Origin of the sequence: Aquabacterium olei, assembly GCF_003100395.1 — a bacterium.
Classification (GTDB): domain Bacteria; phylum Pseudomonadota; class Gammaproteobacteria; order Burkholderiales; family Burkholderiaceae_C; genus Aquabacterium; species Aquabacterium olei.
On the sequence record NZ_CP029210.1, the window covers coordinates 62,745 to 85,164 of the forward strand.

23 protein-coding genes are annotated in these 22,420 nt (G+C 71.0%); 12 read left to right on the forward strand and 11 right to left on the reverse strand.

The features are described from left to right. Positions 1-33: 33 nt before the first annotated feature. Both DEH84_RS00235 and DEH84_RS00240 read left to right on the forward strand, forming a co-directional pair. Positions 34-384 carry a hypothetical protein gene (locus DEH84_RS00235; RefSeq protein WP_109033767.1) on the forward strand — a complete coding sequence of 117 codons (351 nt, stop codon included), beginning with the start codon at positions 34-36 and terminating at the stop codon, positions 382-384. A 9-nt stretch (positions 385-393) separates the two neighbouring features. Then, positions 394-1,659: an MFS transporter gene (locus tag DEH84_RS00240; RefSeq protein ID WP_109033768.1), complete on the forward strand. Its 1,266-nt coding sequence runs from the start codon at positions 394-396 to the stop codon at positions 1,657-1,659. 19 nt (positions 1,660-1,678) lie between these two features. On the opposite strand, the gene DEH84_RS00245 is transcribed toward DEH84_RS00240, so the two are convergent. The 3 genes from DEH84_RS00245 to DEH84_RS00255 all read right to left on the reverse strand — a co-directional run bounded on the left by DEH84_RS00245 (position 1,679) and on the right by DEH84_RS00255 (position 5,288). After that, positions 1,679-2,377: a DUF4197 domain-containing protein gene (locus tag DEH84_RS00245; protein WP_109033769.1), complete on the reverse strand. Its 699-nt coding sequence runs from the start codon at positions 2,375-2,377 to the stop codon at positions 1,679-1,681. Positions 2,378-2,451: 74 nt separating this feature from the next. Beyond that, positions 2,452-4,800, reverse strand: a complete 2,349-nt coding sequence (locus tag DEH84_RS00250; RefSeq protein WP_109033770.1) for a putative bifunctional diguanylate cyclase/phosphodiesterase — start codon at positions 4,798-4,800, stop codon at positions 2,452-2,454. Positions 4,801-4,811: 11 nt separating this feature from the next. Further along, positions 4,812-5,288 carry a prepilin-type N-terminal cleavage/methylation domain-containing protein gene (locus DEH84_RS00255; RefSeq protein WP_109033771.1) on the reverse strand — a complete coding sequence of 159 codons (477 nt, stop codon included), beginning with the start codon at positions 5,286-5,288 and terminating at the stop codon, positions 4,812-4,814. A gap of 136 nt (positions 5,289-5,424) precedes the next feature. Between DEH84_RS00255 and acuI the strand changes: the two genes are divergently transcribed. From acuI to DEH84_RS00280, 5 genes are all read left to right on the forward strand, one after another. Then, positions 5,425-6,405: an acrylyl-CoA reductase (NADPH) gene (gene acuI, locus DEH84_RS00260; protein ID WP_109038119.1), complete on the forward strand. Its 981-nt coding sequence runs from the start codon at positions 5,425-5,427 to the stop codon at positions 6,403-6,405. 11 nt (positions 6,406-6,416) lie between these two features. Continuing rightward, complete coding sequence (locus DEH84_RS00265) at positions 6,417-6,734, forward strand: nucleotide pyrophosphohydrolase (RefSeq protein WP_109033772.1); 318 nt, start codon at positions 6,417-6,419, stop codon at positions 6,732-6,734. A gap of 72 nt (positions 6,735-6,806) precedes the next feature. After that, positions 6,807-7,400 carry an HD domain-containing protein gene (locus DEH84_RS00270; protein WP_109033773.1) on the forward strand — a complete coding sequence of 198 codons (594 nt, stop codon included), beginning with the start codon at positions 6,807-6,809 and terminating at the stop codon, positions 7,398-7,400. Between the two features lie 69 nt (positions 7,401-7,469). After that, a complete protein-coding gene (locus tag DEH84_RS00275; protein WP_159098786.1) occupies positions 7,470-8,537 on the forward strand; it encodes an alpha/beta fold hydrolase in 1,068 nt (355 codons plus the stop codon). A gap of 30 nt (positions 8,538-8,567) precedes the next feature. After that, the gene (locus tag DEH84_RS00280) at positions 8,568-8,846 is read left to right on the forward strand and encodes a hypothetical protein (RefSeq protein ID WP_109033775.1); all 279 of its coding nucleotides are present in this window, start codon (positions 8,568-8,570) and stop codon (positions 8,844-8,846) included. 9 nt (positions 8,847-8,855) lie between these two features. On the opposite strand, the gene DEH84_RS00285 is transcribed toward DEH84_RS00280, so the two are convergent. Beyond that, positions 8,856-9,362 (reverse strand): YbaK/EbsC family protein, encoded by a 507-nt coding sequence (locus DEH84_RS00285; RefSeq protein ID WP_109033776.1) that lies wholly within the window; start codon positions 9,360-9,362, stop codon positions 8,856-8,858. A 109-nt stretch (positions 9,363-9,471) separates the two neighbouring features. On the opposite strand from DEH84_RS00285, the gene alaC reads away from it, so the two are divergent. Further along, entirely contained in the window at positions 9,472-10,680 is a 1,209-nt protein-coding gene (gene alaC / locus DEH84_RS00290; protein ID WP_109033777.1) for an alanine transaminase, read from the forward strand. 43 nt (positions 10,681-10,723) lie between these two features. On the opposite strand, the gene DEH84_RS00295 is transcribed toward alaC, so the two are convergent. Together DEH84_RS00295 and DEH84_RS00300 are read right to left on the reverse strand one after the other, a co-directional pair. Continuing rightward, on the reverse strand, positions 10,724-11,674 hold the full coding sequence (locus DEH84_RS00295) for a lipase family alpha/beta hydrolase (RefSeq protein ID WP_109038120.1): 951 nt from the start codon (positions 11,672-11,674) through the stop codon (positions 10,724-10,726). 24 nt (positions 11,675-11,698) lie between these two features. After that, positions 11,699-12,643 carry a lipase secretion chaperone gene (locus tag DEH84_RS00300; RefSeq protein ID WP_109033778.1) on the reverse strand — a complete coding sequence of 315 codons (945 nt, stop codon included), beginning with the start codon at positions 12,641-12,643 and terminating at the stop codon, positions 11,699-11,701. 152 nt (positions 12,644-12,795) lie between these two features. On the opposite strand from DEH84_RS00300, the gene DEH84_RS00305 reads away from it, so the two are divergent. Then, on the forward strand, positions 12,796-13,386 hold the full coding sequence (locus DEH84_RS00305; protein WP_109033779.1) for a GNAT family N-acetyltransferase: 591 nt from the start codon (positions 12,796-12,798) through the stop codon (positions 13,384-13,386). 8 nt (positions 13,387-13,394) lie between these two features. Here the strand turns inward: DEH84_RS00305 and DEH84_RS00310 are convergent, their stop codons facing one another. Together DEH84_RS00310 and DEH84_RS00315 are read right to left on the reverse strand one after the other, a co-directional pair. Then, positions 13,395-14,192, reverse strand: a complete 798-nt coding sequence (locus tag DEH84_RS00310) for a metallophosphoesterase family protein (RefSeq protein WP_109033780.1) — start codon at positions 14,190-14,192, stop codon at positions 13,395-13,397. Between the two features lie 6 nt (positions 14,193-14,198). Further along, a complete protein-coding gene (locus DEH84_RS00315; RefSeq protein WP_245932639.1) occupies positions 14,199-15,242 on the reverse strand; it encodes a diacylglycerol/lipid kinase family protein in 1,044 nt (347 codons plus the stop codon). Between the two features lie 111 nt (positions 15,243-15,353). Between DEH84_RS00315 and arfB the strand changes: the two genes are divergently transcribed. From arfB to DEH84_RS00330, 3 genes are read left to right on the forward strand one after another with little or no spacing between them, the layout of a single operon-like run. Then, positions 15,354-15,752, forward strand: coding sequence for an alternative ribosome rescue aminoacyl-tRNA hydrolase ArfB (gene arfB, locus DEH84_RS00320; RefSeq protein WP_109033781.1), 399 nt, complete (start codon positions 15,354-15,356; stop codon positions 15,750-15,752). Between the two features lie 27 nt (positions 15,753-15,779). After that, complete coding sequence (locus tag DEH84_RS00325) at positions 15,780-16,655, forward strand: SIR2 family NAD-dependent protein deacylase (RefSeq protein WP_109033782.1); 876 nt, start codon at positions 15,780-15,782, stop codon at positions 16,653-16,655. Between the two features lie 51 nt (positions 16,656-16,706). Further along, positions 16,707-17,633 carry a matrixin family metalloprotease gene (locus DEH84_RS00330; RefSeq protein ID WP_109033783.1) on the forward strand — a complete coding sequence of 309 codons (927 nt, stop codon included), beginning with the start codon at positions 16,707-16,709 and terminating at the stop codon, positions 17,631-17,633. Between the two features lie 236 nt (positions 17,634-17,869). On the opposite strand, the gene DEH84_RS00335 is transcribed toward DEH84_RS00330, so the two are convergent. From DEH84_RS00335 to DEH84_RS00345, 3 genes are read right to left on the reverse strand one after another with little or no spacing between them, the layout of a single operon-like run. Continuing rightward, positions 17,870-19,030: a lipocalin-like domain-containing protein gene (locus tag DEH84_RS00335; RefSeq protein ID WP_425429015.1), complete on the reverse strand. Its 1,161-nt coding sequence runs from the start codon at positions 19,028-19,030 to the stop codon at positions 17,870-17,872. Positions 19,031-19,035: 5 nt separating this feature from the next. Then, complete coding sequence (locus DEH84_RS00340; protein ID WP_109033784.1) at positions 19,036-21,639, reverse strand: ABC transporter permease; 2,604 nt, start codon at positions 21,637-21,639, stop codon at positions 19,036-19,038. Next, positions 21,636-22,319, reverse strand: a complete 684-nt coding sequence (locus DEH84_RS00345) for an ABC transporter ATP-binding protein (RefSeq protein ID WP_109033785.1) — start codon at positions 22,317-22,319, stop codon at positions 21,636-21,638. Before DEH84_RS00345 ends, DEH84_RS00340 begins: the two co-directional genes overlap by 4 nt. Positions 22,320-22,420: the final 101 nt, after the last annotated feature.

Here is a 22,420-nt window from a genome sequence, read left to right on the forward strand (position 1 = left end):
CGGGGTGCCGTGGCAGGAGCGTATGCTCCCCACATGCCCTGGCTCGTCAAACATCCTCAATCCGTGCGCTCGCCTTCCGGGCTGGAATGGCGGGTGTGGAAGCGCCTGCCCATGGTGCTGCTGGTGGGCACGGTGCTGCCCTTGCTGATTGCCGGGGCGCTGTGGCTCACCGCGCCGGGCACCGATGCGGCCTCGCACGATCCGGAGGCCTTGCGGCACGTGTTCGTGCTGATCGGGGTGGTGTTGCTGCACTGGACGCTGGTGCTCACCGTGGCCATCGGCTGCGGCATCGTCATGCTGATGAAGGGGCCGACCTACGTGGCCGACCCCTATCCGCTGCCCGACAGCGACACCCCGGTCACCGGCCCGCGGCGCAACGACTAGCATGCGGGCATGCGCCCGCCTGCCCCGCCCTCGTCCCCCCTGCCCTTGCTGGCCTGCCTGTACGCGGCCCAGGGCCTGCCCTTCGGTTTCTTCACGCTGGCGCTGCCGGTGCTGATGCGCGAGGCCGGCTGGTCGCTCACGGCGCTGGGCTTTCTGCAGTTTCTGGCGGCCCCGTGGGCGCTGAAGTTTCTGTGGGCGCCGGTGGTGGACCACCACGGTCGCCGCCGCACCTGGCTGCTGACGATGCAGCTGGCTTCGTGCGCGCTGGCGGTGGCCATGGCGGTGCTGGGTTTTCATGAAGGCAGCATCGTGCTCTTCGTGGCGGTGTTCGCCTTCAACCTGCTGGCGGCCACGCAGGATGTGGCCACCGACGGGTTGGCCGTGCGGCTGCTGAACGCTCGCCAGCGCGGGCTGGCCAACGGCATCCAGGTGGGGGCCTACCGCTTCGGGATGATTCTGGGCGGCGGGCTGCTGTTGTGGGTGCTCGCCCGCACCAGCTGGACGGTGGCCTTCGTGGGCATGGCGGCGCTGCTGGCGCTGCTGACCTGGCCGGTGTGGCGCATGGCCGAGCCGCCGGCGACCGTGGCAGAGCCCGACGCCGACCGGCCGGCGTCGATGCGTCCCGCGTTGCTGTCCGACGGGCCGGCCCGCCCCGCGCTGGCGTGGCTGTGGCTGCACCGGGCGCTGCGCCCTGGCGTGCTGCCCCTGGCGGGGCTGATCTTCTGTTTCCGCTTCGGTGACCAGATGGCCGCCGGGCTGATCACCCCCTTCCTGCTGGACCAGGGTCTGAGCAAGGCCGATCTGGCGCTGCTCAAGGGCACGGTCGGCTCGGGCACCAGCCTGCTGGGCGCAGCGCTGGGCGGGGCGCTGCTGCTGCGCGTGGGGCGGCGCGCGGCGCTGCTGGGCAGCGGGCTGCTGCAGGCGGCGGTCTACGGCCTGTACGTGGCCGCGGCGCTGGGGGCGGGCGGGGTGCCGCTCTTGTGGCTGGCCACGGTGGCCGAGGGGGTGGTCGGCACGGTGGTCACCGTGGCGCTGTTCTCGCTGATGATGGACGCGGCCGACCCGGCTCACCCCGGCACCGACTACACCTTGCTGGGCAGTGTCGGGGTGTCGCTGGCCGCAGTGGGCGGCGTGGCCGGTGGCCTCGTGGGCGACCTGGCGGGCTACGCGCCGGCCTTTGCGGCGGGCGCGGTGGTGTCGGTGCTGGGGCTGCTCGCGCTGGTGCGCTGGCTCGATGTGCGCCCCCTCACCCCCCGCGTGCGCGAGGCGTGGTGAACGCGGCACCGAGCGCGACTTACTTCGCCGCGCCGAACACCTTCTGCAGCAGCGCGCTGCCGGTGCCCACCGGGTCCTGGCGGATCTTGCGCTCTTCTTCGCCGATCAGGGTGTAGAGGCCGTCCAGCGTCTTGCCTGTCACATACTGCTCGATGCTGGCCTCTTCGGGCTTGACCAGGCCGGCGGCCGACACCTTGCTCGCCACGCGGTTGTAGCTCTTGGCCAGGCCGACCTGGCTGGTGGCCTGCGTGACGACGGGCAGGAACTTTTCGCTCAGCGGCACGCGGGTCTTGTCGGCAAAGAAGGTGGTGACGGCGTTGTCGCCCCCGCGCAGGATCTGCCGGGCGTCGCTCACGCTCATCGACTTCACGGCCCCGACCAGCAGATCCTTGCCCAGCGGCACGGCGGTTTCGGCGGCCCGGTTCATCGTGGTGACGAGATCGTCCACGCGCTTGCCCTGGCCCGTCATGCGCAGCAGCCGGGCCGCGTCTTCCAGGTACCCCGGCAGCGGGATGCGCACCTTGGGGTTGCCCAGAAAGCCGTCGGTCTGGCCGAGCAGGCTGACGGCCGCCAGGGCCCCGCGCTCGAGCGCGGCCTTGATGCCGGCACTGGCGTCCTGGTTGCTGAGGTCGGACAGCGAAAGGGCCTGTGCCTGGCGGGTGGCCGCCAGCACGAGCAGGGCCATGCTGGATCGAGCGAGAAAGGTGCGACGGAACATGGTGGCAAACCTCCTGGGTCAACCACCCACTCTAGCGCGGGCCGGGCCGGATGGGGGGCGCCGGCATGGCCTGGTCACGGGGCCAGCCCTGCCCATTGGGATGGGCTGGCTTCCGGTACGAGGTGCCGGGGCAGCAGGTGGAACGCCTCGGGTGGCAGGGGGCGGCTGTAGAAGAAGCCTTGCAGTTCGTCACATCCCATGTCGCGCAGGATGGCCGCCTGGGCCGGGGTTTCAATGCCTTCGGCCACGAGGTGGAGCCTCAGCGACCGCGCCATGGCCACGATGGCCGAGGCGATCGCCATCGCGCCCGGATCGTGCCCCAGGTCGGTCACGAAGGCGCGGTCGATCTTCATCACGTCGATGGGCAGCTGCCGCAGCGTGGCCATCGACGAGTAGCCGGTGCCGAAGTCGTCGAGCGCCACCGTGACGCCCCAGCTGCGCAGCTCGCCCAACTGGGCGCACGCGGCCCGGGCATCGCCCACCAGCAGGCTTTCGGTCACCTCCAGTTCGAGTGCCTGCGGCGGCACCTGGTGGCGCGCCAGGGTGTCGCGCACCTGGGCCACCAGCTCGCCGCTGGCCAGCTGCCGCGGCGACACGTTGACCGACACGCGGCCCAGCGCCAGGCCCTGACGGCGCCACGCGGCAATCTGGGCGCAGGCGGCGTCGAGCACCCACAGGCCGATCTCGTCGATCAGCCCGCCGGCCTCGGCCGCCTCGATGAAGGCGCCGGGGTTGAGCAGGCCGTGCTCGGGGTGCTGCCAACGGATCAGCGCCTCGGCCGAGTCGATGGCGCCGTCGACCGGGCGCACGCGCGGCTGGTAGTGCAGCAGGAACTCGTTGCGCACCAGGGCCTGTCGCAGCTGGGCCAGCAGCAGCACCCGCTCGCGCGCGGCGATGTCGAGCAGGCGGTGGAAGACCTTGTGCTGCCCCCGTCCGCCGGTCTTGGCGGCATACAGCGCGATGTCGGCGCAGCGCAGCAACTCCTCGCGCGTGAGGCCGTGCTGCGGGCTCAGCGCAATGCCCACACTGGCGCCCAGCAGGTGCTCGCCGTCCGGCAAGGCGCACGGTTGGGTGACCGCGGCCAGCGCCGTGTCGGCCACCGCGCAGGCGGTGTGCTCGGTGGCTTCGGGCAGCACGATGACGAACTCGTCGCCGCCCTGGCGGGCCACGAAGGCGTCCACCGGCACGGCGTCCGTCAGGCGCTGCGCAACGAGGCGCAGCACGGTGTCGCCGGCGGCGTGCCCGCGGCTGTCGTTGACGTCCTTGAAGTGGTCGAGATCCAGAAAGAGCACCGCCACCCTGGCCGCCACGCCGGGTGCGCTCAGCAGCGCATCCAGCCGGTCATGCAGCCCGTCGCGGTTGGCCAGGCCCGTCAGGCTGTCGTGCACGGCCCGGTGCACCAGTTGCTGCTCGCGGTCTTCGATGCGACCGGCCATGTGGTTGAAGGCCTGCGCCAGGGTGCCGATCTCGTCGTCCCGTGAAATGGCCACCCGCGTGCGGGTGGCGCCATCGGCCAGACGGCGGGCGCCTTCCGTCAGTTCGGCCAGGGGCTGCAGCGTGCGCCGAAGCTGCCACAGGCTGAGCAGCGCGATGGCCAGGAGCGTCGCCACGGCCACCAGGGCCAGCCACATGCCGAGGGGCCGGCCCATCCACCGGACCTCGGGGCGCGGGCTGTCCTGCTCGAACACCCAGTCGCCCGCGCCGAACTCGGCGCCCAGGTACAGGCGGCTCCGGGTATGGAGCCGCTCGGCGTCCGGCTGGTCCAGGGCATCGCCGCCTCCCAGCCGGGCCAGCAGCACGCCGCGGGCATCGCGCACATGCCAGAGCCCATCCTCCCCCGCATCGACCACCGGCGCCCAGAGGTGCGCGGCGTGCAGCTCGCCCACCCAGCGCAGCACCCCGCTGTGGCTCACGGCCATCAGCACGCGGGGCGTCTGTCCCGCGGCCTCGGCCACCCGCAGCCGCACCTCGATGCGGTCATCGCCTCGCTGCTCGGGAATGGGCGCGCGGTTGTAAGGACCTGCCTGCGCCAGCTGCCACGCGTGGCCCAGGTCGAAGTCCGGGTCGCTCGACCATCGGGTGTCGCCGCGTTCGTCCATCCAGGACAGGCGGACGAAGACACGGTGCAAGCCGGGCAGCCAGGTGAGCCCGTCCGGGGCGCGGGCGGCCCCCAGGGCGGTGACGGGCACGGCGGTCAGCAGCGTCTTGCCGGCCAGCAGCCGATCGAACACCTGTCGGCTGGTGCGCTCGGTGGTATCGAGGCGGGCGCGTGCGTCGAGCTCACGCGCCACCTCGGTGATCGCGGTGCTCGACAGCCAGTCGGACAGCGCCAGGGGCACGACGGCCGCGAGCAGGAACAGCGCAAAAAGGCGGTGGGCGAGCCGGCGTCCCAGCTGACGTGCAAGCAGGGTGCGCAAGGGCACGGCGTGCTGCCTCAGAACTCGCTGGCCACGCCGACGTACTGGCCGTCGCGCCCGCGGATGACATCGTCCAGGCTGTCCTGGTTCGAGACCTGACTCTTGGTCACGCCATCGGGGCCCATGCTGTAAAGGTCGAAGTCGCTGTTGATCGGGTTCAGCGCACGGTCCTTGCGCGCGCCGCCGCGGCCGTTGGCGTCGACGTTGTAATAGACATAGGGCCTCCCCCAGGGGTCATTGCGGTTGGCCCCGACGGCGGCGAGATCCGCCGGAAAGGCCCGGTTGTCATCCCAGTGGCGCTGGATCTGCACCGAGATGGCCGCGATGTCCTGCGCCGCAATGCGTGTGCGGGTGCGGTCCTGGTAGCCGTGGTACATCGGCAGGGCGATGGCGGCCAGCACGCCGATCAGCGCGACGATGAGCAGGACCTCGATCAGCGTGAACCCGCGGGGGGCACGAGACGGGCGCCAGGGGATGAGCAAGGTAGGTTGCATGCGGTCAGGCAGAAGCGAAGCAGGCGCCTGTTTCGATATCGGACACCGGCGGGGGTACTTGAGCGCGGGCCGCATGTTGCCCGTGCCGCAACACAGTATGCTGCCCGCTCGGCCCCCCAACAGCATGGAGACAGACGTGTTTCAAGGCATCCTCATCCGCAAGGACGAACAAGGCTACCGCGCCGCCCTCGAGTCCCTCGACGAAGCCCAGCTGCCCGACGGCGACGTGACCGTCCGCGTCGCGGCCTCGACGCTGAACTACAAGGACGGGCTGGCCATCACCGGGAAATCCCCCGTGGTGCGGCAGTTCCCCCTGGTGCCTGGCATCGACCTGGCCGGCACCGTCGAGGTGAGCACCCACTCCGCCTGGAAGCCCGGTGATCAGGTGGTGCTCAATGGTTGGGGCGTGGGCGAAACCCACTGGGGCGGCCTGGCCGAGAAGGCCCGCTTGAAGGGCGACTGGCTGGTGCCGCTGCCCGCGGCCTTCTCCCCTGAACAGGCGATGGCCATTGGCACAGCGGGCTATACGGCCATGCTGTGCGTGCTGGCGCTGGAGCGCCACGGCGTGACGCCGGACCGCGGCGAGATCATCGTGACCGGGGCCGCGGGCGGTGTGGGCAGCGTGGCCGTGGCCCTGCTGGCCAAGCTGGGCTACACCGTGGTGGCCGTGACCGGCCGTCCGCAGGAGGCCGACTACCTCAAGACCCTGGGCGCAGCCGAGATCCTCGAGCGCAGCGCGTTCAGCAACCCGGGCAAGCCGCTGGCGAAAGAGCGCTGGGCCGGGGCGGTGGACACCGTGGGCAGCCACACGCTGGCCAATGTGTGTGCCAGCACGAAGTACGGTGGCGTGGTCACAGCCTGCGGTCTGGCCGGCGGCATGGACTTCCCGGCCACGGTGGCGCCCTTCATCCTGCGCGGCGTGACGCTGGCGGGCATCGACAGCGTGATGGCCCCGCGCGCGCAGCGCCTGGAAGCTTGGTCGCGCCTCGGCCGCGACCTCGACCCGGCCAAGCTGGCCCTCATCACCGAGACGATTTCGCTGGCCGACGCCATCCCGACTGCGCAGAAGCTGCTGGACGGCCAGGTGCGCGGCCGTGTCGTCGTGAAGATCGCCTGACCTGCCGGCCCATGGACCTGACCCACCTGCAGGCCCGGTTGCGCGCGTTCGCCGAAGCGCGCAACTGGCAGCCGTTCCACACCCCCAAGAACCTGTCGATGGCGCTCATGGTCGAGGCGGCCGAACTGGCCGAGATCTTCCAGTGGATGACGCCGGAGGAATCGGCCCGTGCCGCGGACGACCCGGCCACGCGCCAGCACATCGGCGAGGAGATGGCCGACGTGATGCTGTACCTCGTGCAGATCGCGATGCAGACCGGCATCGACCTGGAGGCGGCCGTGCAGGACAAGCTGGTGAAGAACGCCGCCAAGTACCCGAAGCCGACCTGAGCGGCCTTGCGCGGGCGCCAGGTGCTGGCTTTCCCGGTTGAAGCGGCTGCGCAGCGGGCGCACAGTGGACGCATGACCCTCGCTGCCCCCTCCACCGCCGCCTTCCACCACATGCGTGACGGCACGCCCGAAGACTGGGCCGTGATCGCGCGCGAGTTCGGTGCCTACGCCCGCGAGCTGCCCGGCCGCGTGCTGACCCACCTGAAGCTGCTGGACGGTGACTTCGGCGGCTTTCCGGTCGATCGACTCACGCACTGCCTGCAGACCGCCACCCTGGCCCACCGCGACGGGCAGGACGAGGAGTACGTGGTGTGTGCGCTGCTGCACGACATTGGCGACACGCTGGGCAGCTACAACCATGCCGACGTGGCAGCCGTCATCCTGCAGCCCTTCGTGAGCGAGGAAAACCACTGGATGGTGGCCCACCACGGCATCTTCCAGGGCTACTACTTCTTCCACCACCTGGGCATGGACCGCAACCTGCGCGAGCGCTTCAAGGAGCAGCCCGAGCTGTACCGCCGCACGGCGCATTTCTGCGAGCGTTACGACGCCGCCGCGTTCGACCCCGAGGCCGAGTCGCTGCCACTGGACTTCTTCGAGCCCATGGTGCGACGGGTGTTCGCCGCACCGAAACGCAGCCTGTACCAGCGCGCACTCGACACCTGAGCCCGCGGCCCCGAAAGGCGGGCATCCGGTTTGCCGGGCATGGCTTCCCGCATTCTTTCAGGAGCCACCATGTCGATGTTGCGCAAGACCGCTTCCCGGGCCCCCGCCCGGGCTTCCTCCCTGGCCCTGGCCGCCGGGGCGGTGGCCATGCTGGGGGCCAGTGCCTGGTACGTGAAACGCCAGCGCACGCGGGTCGAGGCGGAGAACCCGCCGGCGGGCCGCTTCGTCGAGGTCGATGGGGTGCGCCTGCACTACACCGAGCACGGTGACCCGGCCGCCCCGCCGCTGGTGCTGCTGCACGGCATGGGCATGATGGGCCAGGAAATGGAGATGAGCGGGCTGGTGGAACGGGCTGCGCAGCAGTACCGCGTGCTCGTGTTCGACCGCCCGGGCTACGGCCACAGCACCCGCCCGTCCGGCCGCCTTTACACACCCGAAGAACAGGCCCGGCTGTTCTTGCAGGCGCTGTCGCTGCTGGGCGTGCACCGGCCGGTGGTGCTGGGGCACTCGTGGGCCACGCTGATCGCCGTGGCCATGGCCGAGCAGGCACCCACCGAACTCAAGGGGCTGGTGCTGGTGGGCGGCTACTACACGCCGGCGCCGCGCTTCGATGTGCTGTTCAACAGCCTGCCGGCGGTGCCGCTGCTGGGCCCGCTGCTGGCGCACACGCTGTCGCCGCTGTTCTCGCGCGCCATCTGGGCGCCGACGATGTGGCGGGTGTTCTCGCCCGCCCCCAGCGAGGCGCGCCGGGACTTCAACGCCCGCTACCCGAAGTGGATGACGCTGCGGCCACAGTCCATCCAGGCCGCTGCGGCCGAGGCCGCGATGCTGGTTCCGGCGTCGGTGTGGCAACGTTCGCAACACGCTGGCCTGCAGGTGCCGGTGGTGCTGGTGGCCGGCGAGCAGGACCGCCTCATCACTTCCGGTTGGCACTCCGGGCGTGTCAGCGAACGCATGCCGCAATCCCGACTGCACATCGTGCCGGGTGCCGGGCACATGGTGCACCACACCGCGCCCGATGCGGTGTTCGACGCGGTGCGCGAGGTCGCCTCGCTGGTAACCCCGACCACGCCGGTGGACCTGGACGCCCCCGCACGCATGGCGCCGGAAGACATCGCGCTGCAGCCGGCGGCCTGAGGCCTGCGTCGGCGGTGCGATGATGGCGCCATGAGCATCGTCGTTTACTGGTTGAGCGCGCAGGGCCCTGGCGTACAGGGCTTTGCGGATGGGGAACTGTCCGAGGCGCTGGCCTTCGCCGAGGCGCAGCGCAAGGCGCGCAGTGCCGAAGGTCAGCCGCTGCACAGCCATGTCGTGATCAGCACCGAACTGGGCGACCACGTCGGGCTGGCTGGCGTCAGCGACGAACGCCCGGCCGACTACAGCTGGACCAAGTCGCACCGGGGCGGCCCGCCCGACAAGGGGAATCCACCCAAGACCCTGGCGTGACCGCGCCGGTCAGCGCACCGTCACATCCACCACGGGCGCCTGCGTCCACGCCACCAGGTCGGCCAGCGTCAGCTTGAAGACCGCGTTGGGGTGGCCGGCCGCCGCCCAGATCACATCGAAGCGGCCCAGCGCTTCATCGAGCAGCACCACCGGCGGCTCGACATGGCCCAGCGGCGACACCCCACCGATCGTGAAGCCCGTGCGCGCCTTCACGAACTCGGCATTCGCGCGGCCCAGCGACTGGCCCGCACCGCACACCAGCGCCTGCACCTTGTGCTCGTCGACCCGGCGGTCGCCGCTGGTCACGACCAGCACGGCGCGGTCATCGGGCTTGAGGCGAAAGATGATGCTCTTGGCGATCTGCCCGAGCGACACGCCCAGCGCATCGGCCGCCTGCTGTGCGGTGTGCGCGGCGTCGTCGAGCGCGATCGGCAGATGGGGATGACCCAGGGTTTCAAGCAGCGTGCACACGCGGCGCACGCTGTCGGACAGGGGTTTGACTTCGGCTCCACACATGCGGGGGATTATCGCTGCCAGCACTTCGGCTAGGATGGCTGCGGGCTGCGCCACATTGCGCGGTCACGTCGCTCGGACGGTTCCGGGCGCTCACGTGAAAGACCACACCATGTCCTCTCTGACGGGCAAGCGCCGCTTTGCGCGCATCGACCGCCTTCCCCCCTACGTCTTCAACATCACGGCCGAACTCAAACTGGCCGCCCGCCGCCGCGGGGAAGACATCATCGACATGAGCATGGGCAACCCCGACGGGGCCACGCCACCGCACATCGTCGCCAAGCTCACCGAAGTGGCCCAGCGGCCCGACACCCACGGCTACTCGGCCTCGAAGGGCATCCCGCGCCTGCGCCGCGCGATCTCGCACTGGTACAAGGATCGCTACGACGTCGACATCGATGCCGACAAGGAGGCCATCGTCACCATCGGCTCGAAGGAAGGCCTGGCGCACCTGATGCTGGCGACGCTGGACCGCGGCGACACCGTGCTCGTGCCCGACCCGTCGTACCCCATCCACATCTATGGCGCCGTGATCGCCGGGGCCGACATCCGCTCGGTGCCGCTGGTGCCGGGCGTGGACTTCTTTGCCGAATTGGAAAAGGCGATCCGCGGCAGCTACCCCAAGCCGAAGATGATGATCCTCGGCTTCCCGTCCAATCCGACGGCGCAGTGCGTGGAGCTGGATTTCTTCGAGCGCGTGGTGGCGCTGGCGAAGAAGCACGACATCTTCGTCGTGCACGACCTGGCCTATGCAGACATCGTCTACGACGGCTGGAAGGCCCCGTCGATCATGCAGGTGCCCGGCGCCAAGGACATTGCGGTCGAGTTCTTCACGCTCAGCAAGAGCTACAACATGGCGGGCTGGCGCATTGGCTTCATGGTCGGCAACCCCGATCTGGTGGCCGCACTGGCTCGCATCAAGAGCTACCACGACTACGGCACCTTCACGCCGCTGCAGGTGGCCGCCATTGCCGCGCTGGAAGGCGATCAGCAGTGCGTGAAGGACATTGCCGCGCAGTACCAGAAGCGCCGCGACGTGCTGGTCAAGGGGCTGCACGAGGCGGGCTGGATGGTCGACAAGCCCAAGGCCTCGATGTACATCTGGGCGAAGATCCCCGAGGCCTACCGGCACCTGGGCTCGATCGAGTTCGCACGCCAGATGCTGGACAAGGCCAAGGTGTGCGTGTCACCCGGCATCGGCTTTGGTGACCACGGCGATGACCACGTGCGGTTTGCGCTGATCGAAAACGAATCGCGCATCCGCCAGGCCATCCGCGGCATCAAGACGATGTTCAAGGCCGACGGGGTGACGCCGGCCTGACCTCCACCCTGGCAGACATCACGCCCGGCCGGCCCACGCGGGCTCAGAGGCCCGCGTTCTTCAGCCGGTTGGCGTGCTGGCGGTACACCTCGACCGGGTTGGTCTCGAACAGGCTGACCAGGCCCAGCACCTGGTTGACCTCGTCGAGGTGGTTCATGCGGTAGTCGGTGCGGATCACCTTGCCGAGGTTCATCGAGCACGCGGCCACCAGGCCGTCGTTGGGCGCGCCCTTGAAGAGCAGGCCGGTGGCCGCCAGAACCGGGTCGCTGATGTCCAGCGGGTTGGTCAGCGTGCGGTTGCCGCCCCACGAGTAGTAGCGCACGCCCTTGACGACCGGCTCGCCATCGCCGCAGCCGCTGGTGGGCACGCCGGCCGGGAAGCGCTGGTTGAACTTCGCGCTGCCCGCGGTGCTGAGCGACAGCAGTGCGGCGCCCGAATCGCGCGGCAGCGAAGGCTGGCCGGCGAGCTTCTCGATCAGGGCGACCAGCGTGCTGTCGACGGTGCCGGCCAGTGCGCCATTGAGCGGCGAGCCATCCGGGGCGACCTTCAGCAGGGCGTCGGCCACGGCCGAGCCGCGGTTCACACCGCCGATGCTGGTGACCGAGGCCACGAGTTCGGGCGCGACGCCGGCCACATAGCGCGTGGTCGGGCCGCCGTGGCTGTGGCCGATCAGGTTGACCTTCTTCGCGCCCGAGATCGCGAGGATTTCGCGCACCTGCGTCAGCAGCTGCTCGCCACGCACCTCGGTCGAGTTGGCCGCCGACACCTTGGCCACGTAGACCTGGGCACCGCCTGCGCGCAGCGCCTGCGGGATCTTGTACCAGTAGTCGAGCGAGCCGGCCAGCGAGTCGAAGCCGAACAGGCCGTGCACCAGCACGACCGGATAACGCGTCTGCGTGTAGGTGCTGGTTTGCGCCTGGGCGGGCGCGATGGCGGCCAGGGTGCCGGTGGCGATGGCCAGGGCGGCCATCACGCGGGTGAGCGTGCGCTTCATCATCGGGTTGTCTCCTCTTCGGGGTCAGGGCTCGTAGGCAGCCAGGCGGAGCTGTTCCGTCTCGCTGAACTGCGCGGCCTTGTGGGCGGCCGCTTCTTGGGGATCGTGTTGCAACAGGTGGCGGTAACGCTGCACGCGGGCGTGCCAGGCGGCTTCGGCATCGTCGAGTGCAGCCAGGCGGGCGGCAGCCTCCGGGCCGACCAGGCGCGCGCGGAGGGCCTGCACCTCGGCGGCATCGGCGCCCCGGGCCCGGGCGGCCTCCACGGCTTCGCGCACCGTCTGGTGCACCAGCGGGGCGGCCTCGGCCTCGCGCTGGGCCGGGGTCAGCCGGGCCTGCAGGTCGGCCAGGCGGCGGGCCCGTTCGGCGGCCGTCAGCGTGGTGTCCTGCTGGATGCGCAGGCGCGCCAGGGCGAGGTCGTCGTCGGCGTCTTCTTCCGCAAACAGCGCCTGCACCTGGACGGCGTTGAAGTGGCGTGCGCGAACGGCACGCACCGCCTGCACCTGCTGCGCCAGGCTGTCTGCCTCCAGCGTGCCGCTGGGCAGGGCGGGCAGCCGGGCCAGTTCGGCCTTGAAGGCGACATAGGCCTTCCACAGGCTCATGGCCTGAGCCAGTGCGTCGGCGTGCAGTTCGTCGGCCATGTCCCGGCGCACATCGGCCTCGATCGCATCGAGCGGTCGCTCGCCGTAGGTGGTGAGCCAGTAGTCGAAACGGCGCAGCAGCTGCGGGCCCAGCAGCAGCTGGCCACCGGCCTGGTGCACCTGTCCGTCGGGCTCGGTGCCAGCCAGGCTGGGGGCGGGCCATGGCGCTGCGGGCTGTGTGAGTGCGGCGGTGGCCGGAGCCGAATCCGGTGCCTGCCCGGCGAGCCGCCAGATCAGCCACCCCGCGGAGCCCAGAGCCAGCGCCCCCAGCAGCCAGGGAAGGCGGCGCAGGCGCGGGGTCGACAGAAGCACGGCGGGATGCGAGGACATGCAGGGTGGCGAGGTGGTACGGTGCGTCACCGCCTATTCAGCATCAGGCCTTCGCGTTCGCGCATCAGGCAAAGTCCCTGGATCCAGCCTCATCGGCAGCGCGTTTTTTGGCATGCTGGCGCAATTGGTAGAAAACGAACGGGTTGAATTGAATGAAAGTCGATCAGGTCACTCTGACGGGGCGCCATGTCCGCCTTGAACCGCTGGCCGCGCATCACCTGCCGGGACTGGCCGAAGCCATTGAGGACGGCCAGCTCTGGACCCTGCCGGTCACCTTCGTGCCGCCACCCGCTGAGCTCGACGGTTTTCTCGCCCACGCAGAGACTGCCTTCGCCGCCGGGCGCGAACTGGCTTTCGCCACCGTGTCGTCGGCCAGCGGCCGGATCGTGGGCAGCACGCGCTTCCGTTGTATCGAGGCGGCCCACCGGCGCGTCGAGATCGGCTTCACCTTTCTGGCGGCGTCGGCGCAGCGCACGCCGATCAACACCGAGGCCAAGCTGCTGATGCTCACGCACGCCTTCGAGACCTGGGGCTGCAACCGGGTCGAGCTGCTGACGGACGAGCGCAACACCCGGTCACGCCAGGCCATCCTGCGCCTGGGTGCCACGGAAGAGGGCCTGCTGCGCAGCCACATGGTGATGCGCGACGGCTTCGTGCGCAACTCGGTGATCTTCAGCATCACCCGGGCCGAGTGGCCGCAGGTGAAAGCCGGGTTGCTGGAAAAGACCCAGCTCACGTCCTGAGCCAGCGGTCAGAGCGCGTGGCGGCCCACCCGTTCGAAGGCGCGCTGGCCCGGCGGCAGGTCCCAGCGCTCGATGATGCGGCGTCCGTGGGGCCCGGCCTGGTAGCGGATCAGGTGGATGGACTGGCCGATGCCACCGCGCACCCGGTGCGACACCGCCGTGCCGGCCTGCACGTTCCACACCGTGCGGGGTGAGCCGTCGGACGCAGCGAGGGACAGCGGGTGGACGGAGGGGAGGTGGATGTGCCCGCTCAGCACGACGTCCACGCCCGCATCGGCCCAGGCGGCCAGGGCCGCCGCGTGGCCACGCAGCAGGTTGATGCGGTCCTGAGCACAGGCCACCCACACCGGCTGGTGCACCACGATCACCTTGAGCTGGTCGGCCGCAGCCTGGCGCACCCGGCACGCTGCGCGCGTGATCTGGGCGGACGACACCTCACCGTGCTTGTGCCGCCACGCGCGGGTGGTGTTGACGCCGGCCACCATGAGACCCGGCAGGGACAGATGGGGGTCGTCGGTCGAGCCAAAGGCCTTGCGGAAGCCGGCATAGGGCCTGAGCGCGCGGGCCGCCACGTTGAACAACGGGATGTCGTGGTTGCCGGGAATGGCGAGCACATGCGGGGCGCGCAGGGCGGCATGGAAACGCCGTGCAGCCTCGAACTGGGCGGGGCGGGCGCGTTGCGTGATGTCGCCGGACCAGACCACCACATCGGGCCGCTCGCGGGCGGCGAGGGCCAGCAGGGCGTCCACCGCTTCGGGCGCCTCGGTGCCGAAGTGGGGGTCGGACAGGTGCAGCAGCACGCCCATGCGGCCTCAGCCCGGCACCAGCAGGTTCAGCCGCTGCGCCGCGGCTTCAAAGCACAGCGGCGGCCGCATCCAGCTGGTCTCGCCGTCGGTGGCGATCTTCAGCCGCCCCGGCCTGTGCGGCAGGCGCGGCTCGACCGTCAACCGCCGGAAGGCCAGGCAGGTGACCGCCTCCGATTCGGCAAAGTGCCCGGCCGCCCCGCGCACCAGCAGCCCCAGCATGGCCAGCCGGCTCATGGGGCGCGCCATGATGGCCACCAGCCCTTCACCTCGCCCTTCGGGTTGCACCAGGCCCAGCTGTGCCAGCTGCAGCGGGTTGTTGCCCACGAAGAGCGTGGGCGTCACCACGGTGGTCTCCTGCCCGTCGACCTCCAGCCGGATCACCCAGTTGCGGTGCGGGGCGAGGGCGGTGAACAGGCCGGCCAGCAACGCCACCGCCCGGCTGCGGCCCAGCCGTTGCTTGAAGCGCTCGCGGTCGTCGAGCGCCTGGGTGTAGAGGCCCATGCTGCCGTTGACGAGGAACACCCGGCCGTTGACCTGCCCGACCTGCACGGGCCGCACGCGGGGGGACACCAGCGCGCGGACGGCGGCCTCGGTGTCGGTCGGGATGCCGTGGGCGCGTGCCACGTAATTGAATGTGCCCTGGGGCAACACGCCGAACGGCAGGCCGGTGGGCAGCACCAGGCCGGCCAGGGTGTTGACCGTGCCGTCGCCGCCTGCGGCCACCACGGCGCCGCCTTCGGCCTGTGCGCGTGCCACGGCCTGCCTGCCGGCTGCCATCAGTTCGCGCGGGTGCCGGGGCGTGATCAGCTCGAAACGCCGACCGGCTTCGCCCAGCACCGCCTTGAGAGCGGCCGCGCAGCCCTCGGTGTCCGGCCGCCCTGATCGGGGGTTCAGGACCACATGGAGCGGCGCCTCCGGCCGCAGAAAGGGCCAGGCGTCGGCGGCGCCCGTGTCGGCCGGGGTCGATGCCGGCCGCGCGGGCATGGCATCGGGCGGCGGGGCGTCCTGAAAGCCGATGACCGGCACAGGACAGGGTGAGGATGCAGGCATGAGGTGCTCCTTGGGGGCAGTGTCCGGCAAGCGCCATGCCCGCAACGGCCGTCGGGCCTCTCTGCACCCTATGATGGGCACCGGCCTTCATCCCAACCATGGCCCCGCCTCATGCCGCCCCTCGTTTCACACCACGACGTCGAGTTCATCGCCATCCGTGCCCAGGGGCCGGGCGGGCAGAACGTCAACAAGGTGTCGAACGCGGTGCACCTGCGGTTCGATGTGCCCGCCTCGTCGCTGCCCGAGGCGGTCAAGGCGCGCTTGCTGGCGCTGGGCGACCAGCGCATCAGCAAGGGTGGCGTCATCGTGATCAAGGCGCAATCGGCACGCAGCCTGGAGCAGAACAAGACCGAGGCGCTGGCCCGGCTCGAAGCCCTGGTGGCTGAAGCCAGCGTGGTGCAGAAGACCCGGCGCCCGACACGACCCACGTTCGCTTCCAAGCAGCGGCGATTGAAGGGCAAGACGGTGCGCGCCGAGGTGAAGGCCGGCCGTGGCAAGCTCGTGTTCTGAGTGACCCGCTTGGATCAAGCCGGCTGTATGAATCCGAACGACGAACCGCTGTCTCCCGCCCTGGGCGAGGCCCTGGATCAGGCTGCCGAACTGATCCAGCAGGCCGATGGGCTGATCGTGGCCGCCGGCGCCGGCATGGGGGTCGACTCGGGCCTGCCCGATTTCCGAGGCAACGAAGGCTTCTGGCGGGCCTACCCGGCGCTGGGGCGGGCCCGCATGGGCTTCTCCGACGCCGCTTCACCGGCTTCCTTTGCGCGGCGGCCCGGGCTGGCCTGGGGCTTCTACGGCCACCGGCTCGCGCTGTACCGCGCCACCATGCCCCACGCCGGCTTTGGCATCCTCAAGCGCTGGGGCGACGGCATGTTGCAGGGCGCGCGGGTGTTCACCAGCAACGTCGACGGGCAGTTTCAGAAGGCCGGCTTCGATGCGGGCGCGGTGCACGAGTGCCATGGCTCCATCCACCATCTGCAGTGCCTGAAGCCCTGCAGCGAGGCCATCTGGCCGGCCGATGCCTTCGTGCCCGATGTGGACGAGGAGGCCTGTCAGCTGCGCAATGCCGCCCCCACGTGCCCACGGTGCGGCGGCCTGGCGCGGCCCAACATCCTGATGTTCAACGACGATGGCTGGGTGGCCGACCGCGAGCAAGCCCAGTCGGACCGGCTGCGGCGCTGGCTGGCGCAGGTCAGCCGCCCGGTGGTGGTGGAATTGGGCGCCGGCACCGCGGTGCCCACCGTGCGGCATTTCAGCCATGCGGTGGTGCAGCAGCTGGGCGGGCGCTTGGTGCGCATCAACCTGCGCGAGCCGGCCGTGCCCACCGGGCTGGACGTGGGCCTGCCGATGGGCGCGCTGGCGGCCCTGCAAGCCCTGGATCACCGTCTGGCGCAAAGCAGGCCATCGGAGTAAGGTTTCGGGCTCACCGGCCGCGCACACCGCGACGCCAACAAGGGAGGCCCCATGTCCGAGACCGTTTCACGGCGCGCCCGATGCCACCCCAGCGTGGCGGCGCTGGCGCTCGCCTGCCTGATGGGCGCATCGCACGCGGCCGAGATCCAGCCTCTGCGCGAGTCCTTCCTCGATGCGATCTTTTCGCAGGACAGCTTCGGTGCCAGCCCGATCGACATCCGTTTCAACCCGGGTGGCGTGATCCACAACGCAGACTGGCGCACCATCGACCTGAAGGCCTGGGGCCATGTGCGAGGTTCGCTCGGCGCGCTGACCGAGAGCGCCGGATTGGCCGGGTCGCCCACCATCCCGCTTTTCTATGTGGATGGCTATGTCGAACGCGGCATCCCGGCGCCGTCCGTGGTGGGGCTGGCCCGCGTGGGCAGCGCGGGCGTCACCGTGCGTGCCGACTTTCAGGCGGACCTGCTGCCCAGGCCGGCAGGACAGTGGCCGTGTCCGCCGCCAGATGCACATATCCCGGGGTGCCATGTGCCCTCACCAGCTGTCGGCCCAGCCGAGATCGAAGCCCATCGGTGGCGTGCTGCCGCAGTGGTGGCGCACGAACTGGGCCACAACCTGGGCCTGATGCACACCCTTGTCGAGAACAACCTCATGGACGCGACGCTGCAGGACCCGGCCGCCTACGCGCTGACGTCACTTCAGGTCAGCACCATCCTGTCCAGCCGGTTCGTGCAGACGGATGCATGGGGGCAGCGGTTCATTTCGATCACGCCCTTTGCCGTGCTGGGTGCACCGGTGCCCGAGCCCGACGGCTGGCTGCTGGTGGGCTCGGCGCTCGCCGTGGTGGGCTGGCGGGTGCGGCGCCGATCCCAGGCGCCTGCGCGTCAGGCCGAGCGGTGCCGGGCCCGTCGCCCGAGCAGCGAGCTGGGCAGCAGTGCCACCGCAGCGGCCGCGAGCAGGGCCGCCATGGGCAGATGACCGGTGGCGCCGGCCCAGACCGCGGCCAACAGGCCCGCCAGGGCGGCCACGGTGGCGATCACGCGAGCGCGTCGCCACGGGGAAGGGGCTTGCCGAGAGTCCATCGCACCTCCTGAGGGGATGGCGTGGCAACGATTGACGTTTCGTGAGGGATGCCACGCGGAACCGCCATTGAAGACCCGTCAAGCGTCGAGCGCAAGGCAGGGGAACCCCGCGGTACCCGGCGTGTGCGCGGCTCACAGTGCCAGTCGGCTGGCGTAACCCGTCATCTCCAGATAGCCGCCGCCCACAATGCGGCCGGTGTCGTCCTTCAGCGTGCTCAACCCTTCCCAGTAGACGCTGCCGGTGCTGCCGCGGCTGTCGAGCTCCTGGTTGTCGAGTTCGGCCTCTACCGTGTAGCGGCGGCCCCCGGGCAGGGTCACCGTCCAGGCCACCGGGTAGTTGGCCCCGGTGGCCGGGCTGCGCCAGCGCCGGCCTGCGGCGAACTGCACTTCGCCATTCGCAAAGGCCTGCGCGAGCTGGCCTGGTGCGCGCCAGCTGCCGCCGGTCCACAGCGTGCTGCCATCGGCCCGCCTCAGCCTGAAGGCGGTGAGGGCGCTGCCATCGGCCAGGTTCATGCCGACCCAGTCCCAGCCCACCGCGTCGGGGTGCATCACGGTCTCGCTCCATTCATGGTCCATCCAGGCCCGGCCCTGCACGACCAGTGGCTCAATGCGTGAGCCAGCGTGGTCGACCCGCTTGAGCGTCAGGCGGCCGTCCACCTGCAGCTGGGGATGCGAGTAATAGTGGCTGGCTTGACCGACCTCGGGCCCCTTGCGTGAAAAGCCGCCCCGCCCTTGAAGCAGCACGGGCTGGGTCTGGCTGAAGCGCAGGTCGAGCAGAAAGTCGCTGGCGTCGACGCGGCCGATGTAGCGGCTCTGTGCCGCTTCGCCGTCGCGGCGCAGGCTCCAGCCGCGCAGGCGCACGTCGGTGTCGCGGGTGCTGGCCTCCGCCAGGCCAAAGCCGGCGCGGGCCAGTCGCTGGTCGTGCAGCAGGCGCCGGCCGGCCAGGTCGGTCACGGCAGCGTGGGCGAACAGCAGCTGGTGCGGGGCGAAGGCGCTCGGGTTGTCAGGCCCGACGTCGGTGCGCGAGCGAAAGAAGGTGATCTGGAAGCCGAAGCGGCGTGGCGAGGGGCCGGCCGTCTGCAGCGCCCCCGTCAGGTACCACCATTCGGTGCGGCTGCCCGGGTGGGCGCCGAAGTCGCGCGGAAACCGCAGCGTGCGCCCGGCACGAGGAAGGTCTTCGGGCGAGCGACCATCGGCCGGCCCGCGGCCTTCGGGCTGGGCCGCCCAGGCCGCCGCACCCGGTGGCAGCGTGCACAGGCTCATCAAGCGAGCCAGTGCCCGGCGTCGGTCCATCGGCATCACCAGTCCTCCTTCACGGCCATCACCGCGTCGTGCCCGGCGGCGGCGCGGCCCGCCAGCCAGGCCGTCAGCGTGCCCGCCAGCACCACGCTGGCGCATAGCGCGGCCAGCCGCCATCCCGGCAGCAGCAGGTCCATCGTCCAGTGAAAGCTCTGCGGGTTCACCACATGCACCAGCACCACGCTGACGGCGACGCCGAGGCCCAGCCCCAGCAGGGCTCCGACACCGGTGAGCGCGGCGCCCTCGCCGGCCACCGTGGCCAGAATCTGCCGGCGCGTGAAGCCCAGGTGGCCCAGCAGGCCGAACTCCTTGCGACGCGCCAGCACCTGCGCCGAGAAGCTGGCCGCGGTGCCGAACAGGCCGATGCCGATGGCCACCGCCTGCAGCCAGTAGGTCACGGCAAAGCTGCGGTCGAAGATGCGCAGCGTGACCTCGCGGATCTGCCTCGGCTCGGCAAACTCGAGCAGGCTGCCATCGAGTTGCTGCTGCGTGGCCAGCGTGCGGATCTGCGACTGCAGGGCATCGGTCCGGGCCTCGGGCGCGAGCCACAAGGCCAGGTCGTTGACGGTGCGGTCGCCGGTGAGCCGCTGGTAGTCGGCCTCGGCCAGCACCACGGCCCCTTGCTGACGCGCGTAATCTCGCCACACGCCGAGCACCCGCGTGGCCACGGGCGGTTGGCCTGCACGCAGGGGCAGCATCAGGCGCGTGCCGGGCCGGGCGCCGTAGAGGTCCACCATGGCCTCGCTGACCCACGCCCCCACTTCACCCGGCTGCACCGTGCGGGCCGGCAGCGCCACGCCCACCAGCGGCAGGTCGCGTGCCGGATCGGACAGCGGACGGGCGATCAGCGCAATGGCCGGTTGGGCCGCATCCAGCCGCAAGCTGGCCACGCGGACCCCTTCGGCGCGGCGCACTCCCGGCAGCGCGCGGATGCCCTCGAGCAAGGCCGGCCCGAGGTTCTGGGCCTCGGCCTGGTCGTTGTTCGTGGCGGTGCGCGCATACAGGTCGGCCGGCAGCACCACATCGAGCCACTGGGTGACCGAATCGCGGAAGCTGGCCACCATGACCGTGAGGGCCACGGACAGGCTCAGGCTGGCCACCACCCCGGCAATGGCCACCGTGGCGGTGTGGCGCATGCGACGGGCGCGTTCGACGGCCAGCAGCGCAGCCGCGTGTCGAGGCGCCGGGAACAGGCTCAGCAACCCGCCCACTGCGGCCGGCACACAGGCAATGCCGCCCATCAGGATGGCGGCGACGGCCAGGTAGGCCCACAGCGGCACGCCGCCCACTGGCGGCAGCAGGGCGAGGCCGACGCCGACCAACAGCAGGCCTGGGCCGATCCAGGCCGAGCGCCCTGCGCCGCCCAGTTCGCCCAAGCCCTTCAGCGCCTGCGCGGGGGCCAGCCGTTGCGCCGACCTTGCCGGCAGCCAGCCGCCCGCCAGCGCGGCCACGACCCCCAATGCGCCGTACAGGGCGGCCGCGCCGGGTGACCACTGCAAGGCCGGCGCAATGCCGGGGAAGTAGCCGCCACCCAGGTCGCCCGACAGCAGGCGCAGGGCGGCGGCGGCCAGCCCTGTGCCCAGCGCCAGGCCCAGCGCCGAGCCCACCACGCCGATCAGCGCCGATTCGGCCAGCACGAGCTGCAGCCGTTCTCGCGCGCCCAGGCCCAGCACGCCCAGCAGCGCGAACTGCTGCTGGCGCTTGGCGACCGACAGCGACAGGATCGAGAACACCAGGAACGCACCGGTGAACAGCGCCACCAGGGCCAGCACCGTGAGGTTGACGCGGTAGGCGCGGGACACGTTCGAGACGCGCTCGCCCGCGTCGTCGGCCGAATCGGCACTGACCCCGGGCGGCAGGGCCAGTGCGCGCAGCACGGCGGCGGGTTGTGCGCCCTCCACAAGCTGCAGATCGAGCCGCTGCAGCCGGCCCCACTGCGCGAACACCTGCTGTGCCCCGGCAATGTCCATCACGCCCAGCGCCGCGCCGGTGGCCCCCACCTCGCCCACCACCGACAGCCGGCGCCACGCCAGCCCGGCCTGCACCTCGATGGCATCACCCGGCTGCACACCCAGCGCGCGCCGCGCCGTGGCGTTCAGCGAGATGGCGTCCGGACGCAACAAGGCAAAGCGATCGCCCTCGTCGGACGACGCCCGTTCGACGGGCCGCGCCATCAGCGTGGGGGCGAGCGGGGCCGCCACCAGCCCGTCCAGACCGATCACCTGCAGGCTCACCGGTTGAGCCTGTGCTGGCGTGCCGCCTGATCCGACGCGCCGCGCGCGTGTGCGCACCTCGACCACCGGGCTGGCAAGCCGCACCTCCGGGTGGGCAGCCACGCGGGCATACAGGGCTTCGTCCAGGCTGCCGCTGGCCGCGCGCAGGCTCAGGTCGGCCTCGCCATTGACGCTGCGCACGGCGGCGCTGAACTCGCTGAGCGCCGAGCTGTTGATCAGCTGCACCGAAAACGCCAGCGCCACACCCAGCATGACGGCCAGCACCGCCGTGGCATGGCGCAGCCCATGGTGGCGCAGTTCGGGCCACGAGAACGCGCGCAGCAGGCGGCCCAGCACCCGCGGAGCGGCGGTGTCGGCTGCGGGCGTCATGCTGGATGCGGCGCCGTGCCGGGGGCCGGCCGCGTCAGTTCCGTCAGGCCGGTGGCCGTGAGCCGCAGCACGCGGTCGGCCCGCGCCGCAGCGGCCTCGGAGTGGGTGACCATCACGCACGCCGTGCCATGCTGTCGGGTCTGCGCCACCAGCACCGACATCACCTGCTCGGCCGTGCGCGGGTCGAGGTTGCCGGTCGGCTCGTCGGCCAGGATCAGCGCCGGGCGGTGCACCAGGGCGCGGGCAATCGCCACGCGCTGCAGCTGCCCGCCCGAAAGCTGCTGCGGCAGCCGCGCGCCCAGGCCATCGAGCCCCACGTCGGCGAGCGCCTGCGCCACGCGCCCATCGTCGCGCTGGCCCAGCAGCATCAGCGGCAGGGCCACGTTCTGCGCCACGTCGAGGTGCGGCAGCACGTGAAAGGCCTGGAACACGAAGCCCAGGTGCCGGCGGCGGAACAGCGCCTGCTCGGCCTCGCCCAGCGTCGTGATGGGCGTGTCCAGCACCGTCACCTCGCCTTCGGACACCGTGTCCAGCCCGGCCAGCGCATTGAGCAGCGTCGACTTGCCGACGCCGGACTCGCCGACGATGGCGACGAACTCGCCCGGACGGACGTGCAAGTCGACTTGGGAGAAGACCGGATCGGGGCCATAGCGCTTGGCCAGCTGGCGGACGTGAAGCATGCCCACAGCATATCGGCACCGCCCGGCCTGCCCTGCATCCGGGTGGGGACAAGACCATGACGGCCGCACGCACCCGGGCGGCTTGCCCTACAGTGCGGGCC

Bases quoted from the DNA above. Each gene is read 5' to 3' on its own strand.
- DEH84_RS00285 (WP_109033776.1), bottom strand. From the start codon at position 9,362: ATGTGTGGAGCCGAAGTCAAACCCCTGTCCGACAGCGTGCGCCGCGTG.
- DEH84_RS00325 (WP_109033782.1), top strand. From the start codon at position 15,780: ATGAATCCGAACGACGAACCGCTGTCTCCCGCCCTGGGCGAGGCCCTG.
- DEH84_RS00340 (WP_109033784.1), bottom strand. From the start codon at position 21,639: ATGACGCCCGCAGCCGACACCGCCGCTCCGCGGGTGCTGGGCCGCCTG.
- DEH84_RS00295 (WP_109038120.1), bottom strand. From the start codon at position 11,674: ATGAAGCGCACGCTCACCCGCGTGATGGCCGCCCTGGCCATCGCCACC.
- alaC (WP_109033777.1), top strand. From the start codon at position 9,472: ATGTCCTCTCTGACGGGCAAGCGCCGCTTTGCGCGCATCGACCGCCTT.
- DEH84_RS00280 (WP_109033775.1), top strand. From the start codon at position 8,568: ATGAGCATCGTCGTTTACTGGTTGAGCGCGCAGGGCCCTGGCGTACAG.
- DEH84_RS00245 (WP_109033769.1), bottom strand. From the start codon at position 2,377: ATGTTCCGTCGCACCTTTCTCGCTCGATCCAGCATGGCCCTGCTCGTG.
- DEH84_RS00255 (WP_109033771.1), bottom strand. From the start codon at position 5,288: ATGCAACCTACCTTGCTCATCCCCTGGCGCCCGTCTCGTGCCCCCCGC.
- DEH84_RS00315 (WP_245932639.1), bottom strand. From the start codon at position 15,242: ATGCCTGCATCCTCACCCTGTCCTGTGCCGGTCATCGGCTTTCAGGAC.
- DEH84_RS00300 (WP_109033778.1), bottom strand. From the start codon at position 12,643: ATGTCCTCGCATCCCGCCGTGCTTCTGTCGACCCCGCGCCTGCGCCGC.
- DEH84_RS00275 (WP_159098786.1), top strand. From the start codon at position 7,470: ATGTCGATGTTGCGCAAGACCGCTTCCCGGGCCCCCGCCCGGGCTTCC.
- DEH84_RS00330 (WP_109033783.1), top strand. From the start codon at position 16,707: ATGTCCGAGACCGTTTCACGGCGCGCCCGATGCCACCCCAGCGTGGCG.
- DEH84_RS00345 (WP_109033785.1), bottom strand. From the start codon at position 22,319: ATGCTTCACGTCCGCCAGCTGGCCAAGCGCTATGGCCCCGATCCGGTC.
- arfB (WP_109033781.1), top strand. From the start codon at position 15,354: ATGCCGCCCCTCGTTTCACACCACGACGTCGAGTTCATCGCCATCCGT.
- DEH84_RS00235 (WP_109033767.1), top strand. From the start codon at position 34: ATGCCCTGGCTCGTCAAACATCCTCAATCCGTGCGCTCGCCTTCCGGG.
- DEH84_RS00270 (WP_109033773.1), top strand. From the start codon at position 6,807: ATGACCCTCGCTGCCCCCTCCACCGCCGCCTTCCACCACATGCGTGAC.
- DEH84_RS00240 (WP_109033768.1), top strand. From the start codon at position 394: ATGCGCCCGCCTGCCCCGCCCTCGTCCCCCCTGCCCTTGCTGGCCTGC.
- DEH84_RS00265 (WP_109033772.1), top strand. From the start codon at position 6,417: ATGGACCTGACCCACCTGCAGGCCCGGTTGCGCGCGTTCGCCGAAGCG.
- DEH84_RS00305 (WP_109033779.1), top strand. From the start codon at position 12,796: ATGAAAGTCGATCAGGTCACTCTGACGGGGCGCCATGTCCGCCTTGAA.
- DEH84_RS00335 (WP_425429015.1), bottom strand. From the start codon at position 19,030: ATGGACCGACGCCGGGCACTGGCTCGCTTGATGAGCCTGTGCACGCTG.
- DEH84_RS00310 (WP_109033780.1), bottom strand. From the start codon at position 14,192: ATGGGCGTGCTGCTGCACCTGTCCGACCCCCACTTCGGCACCGAGGCG.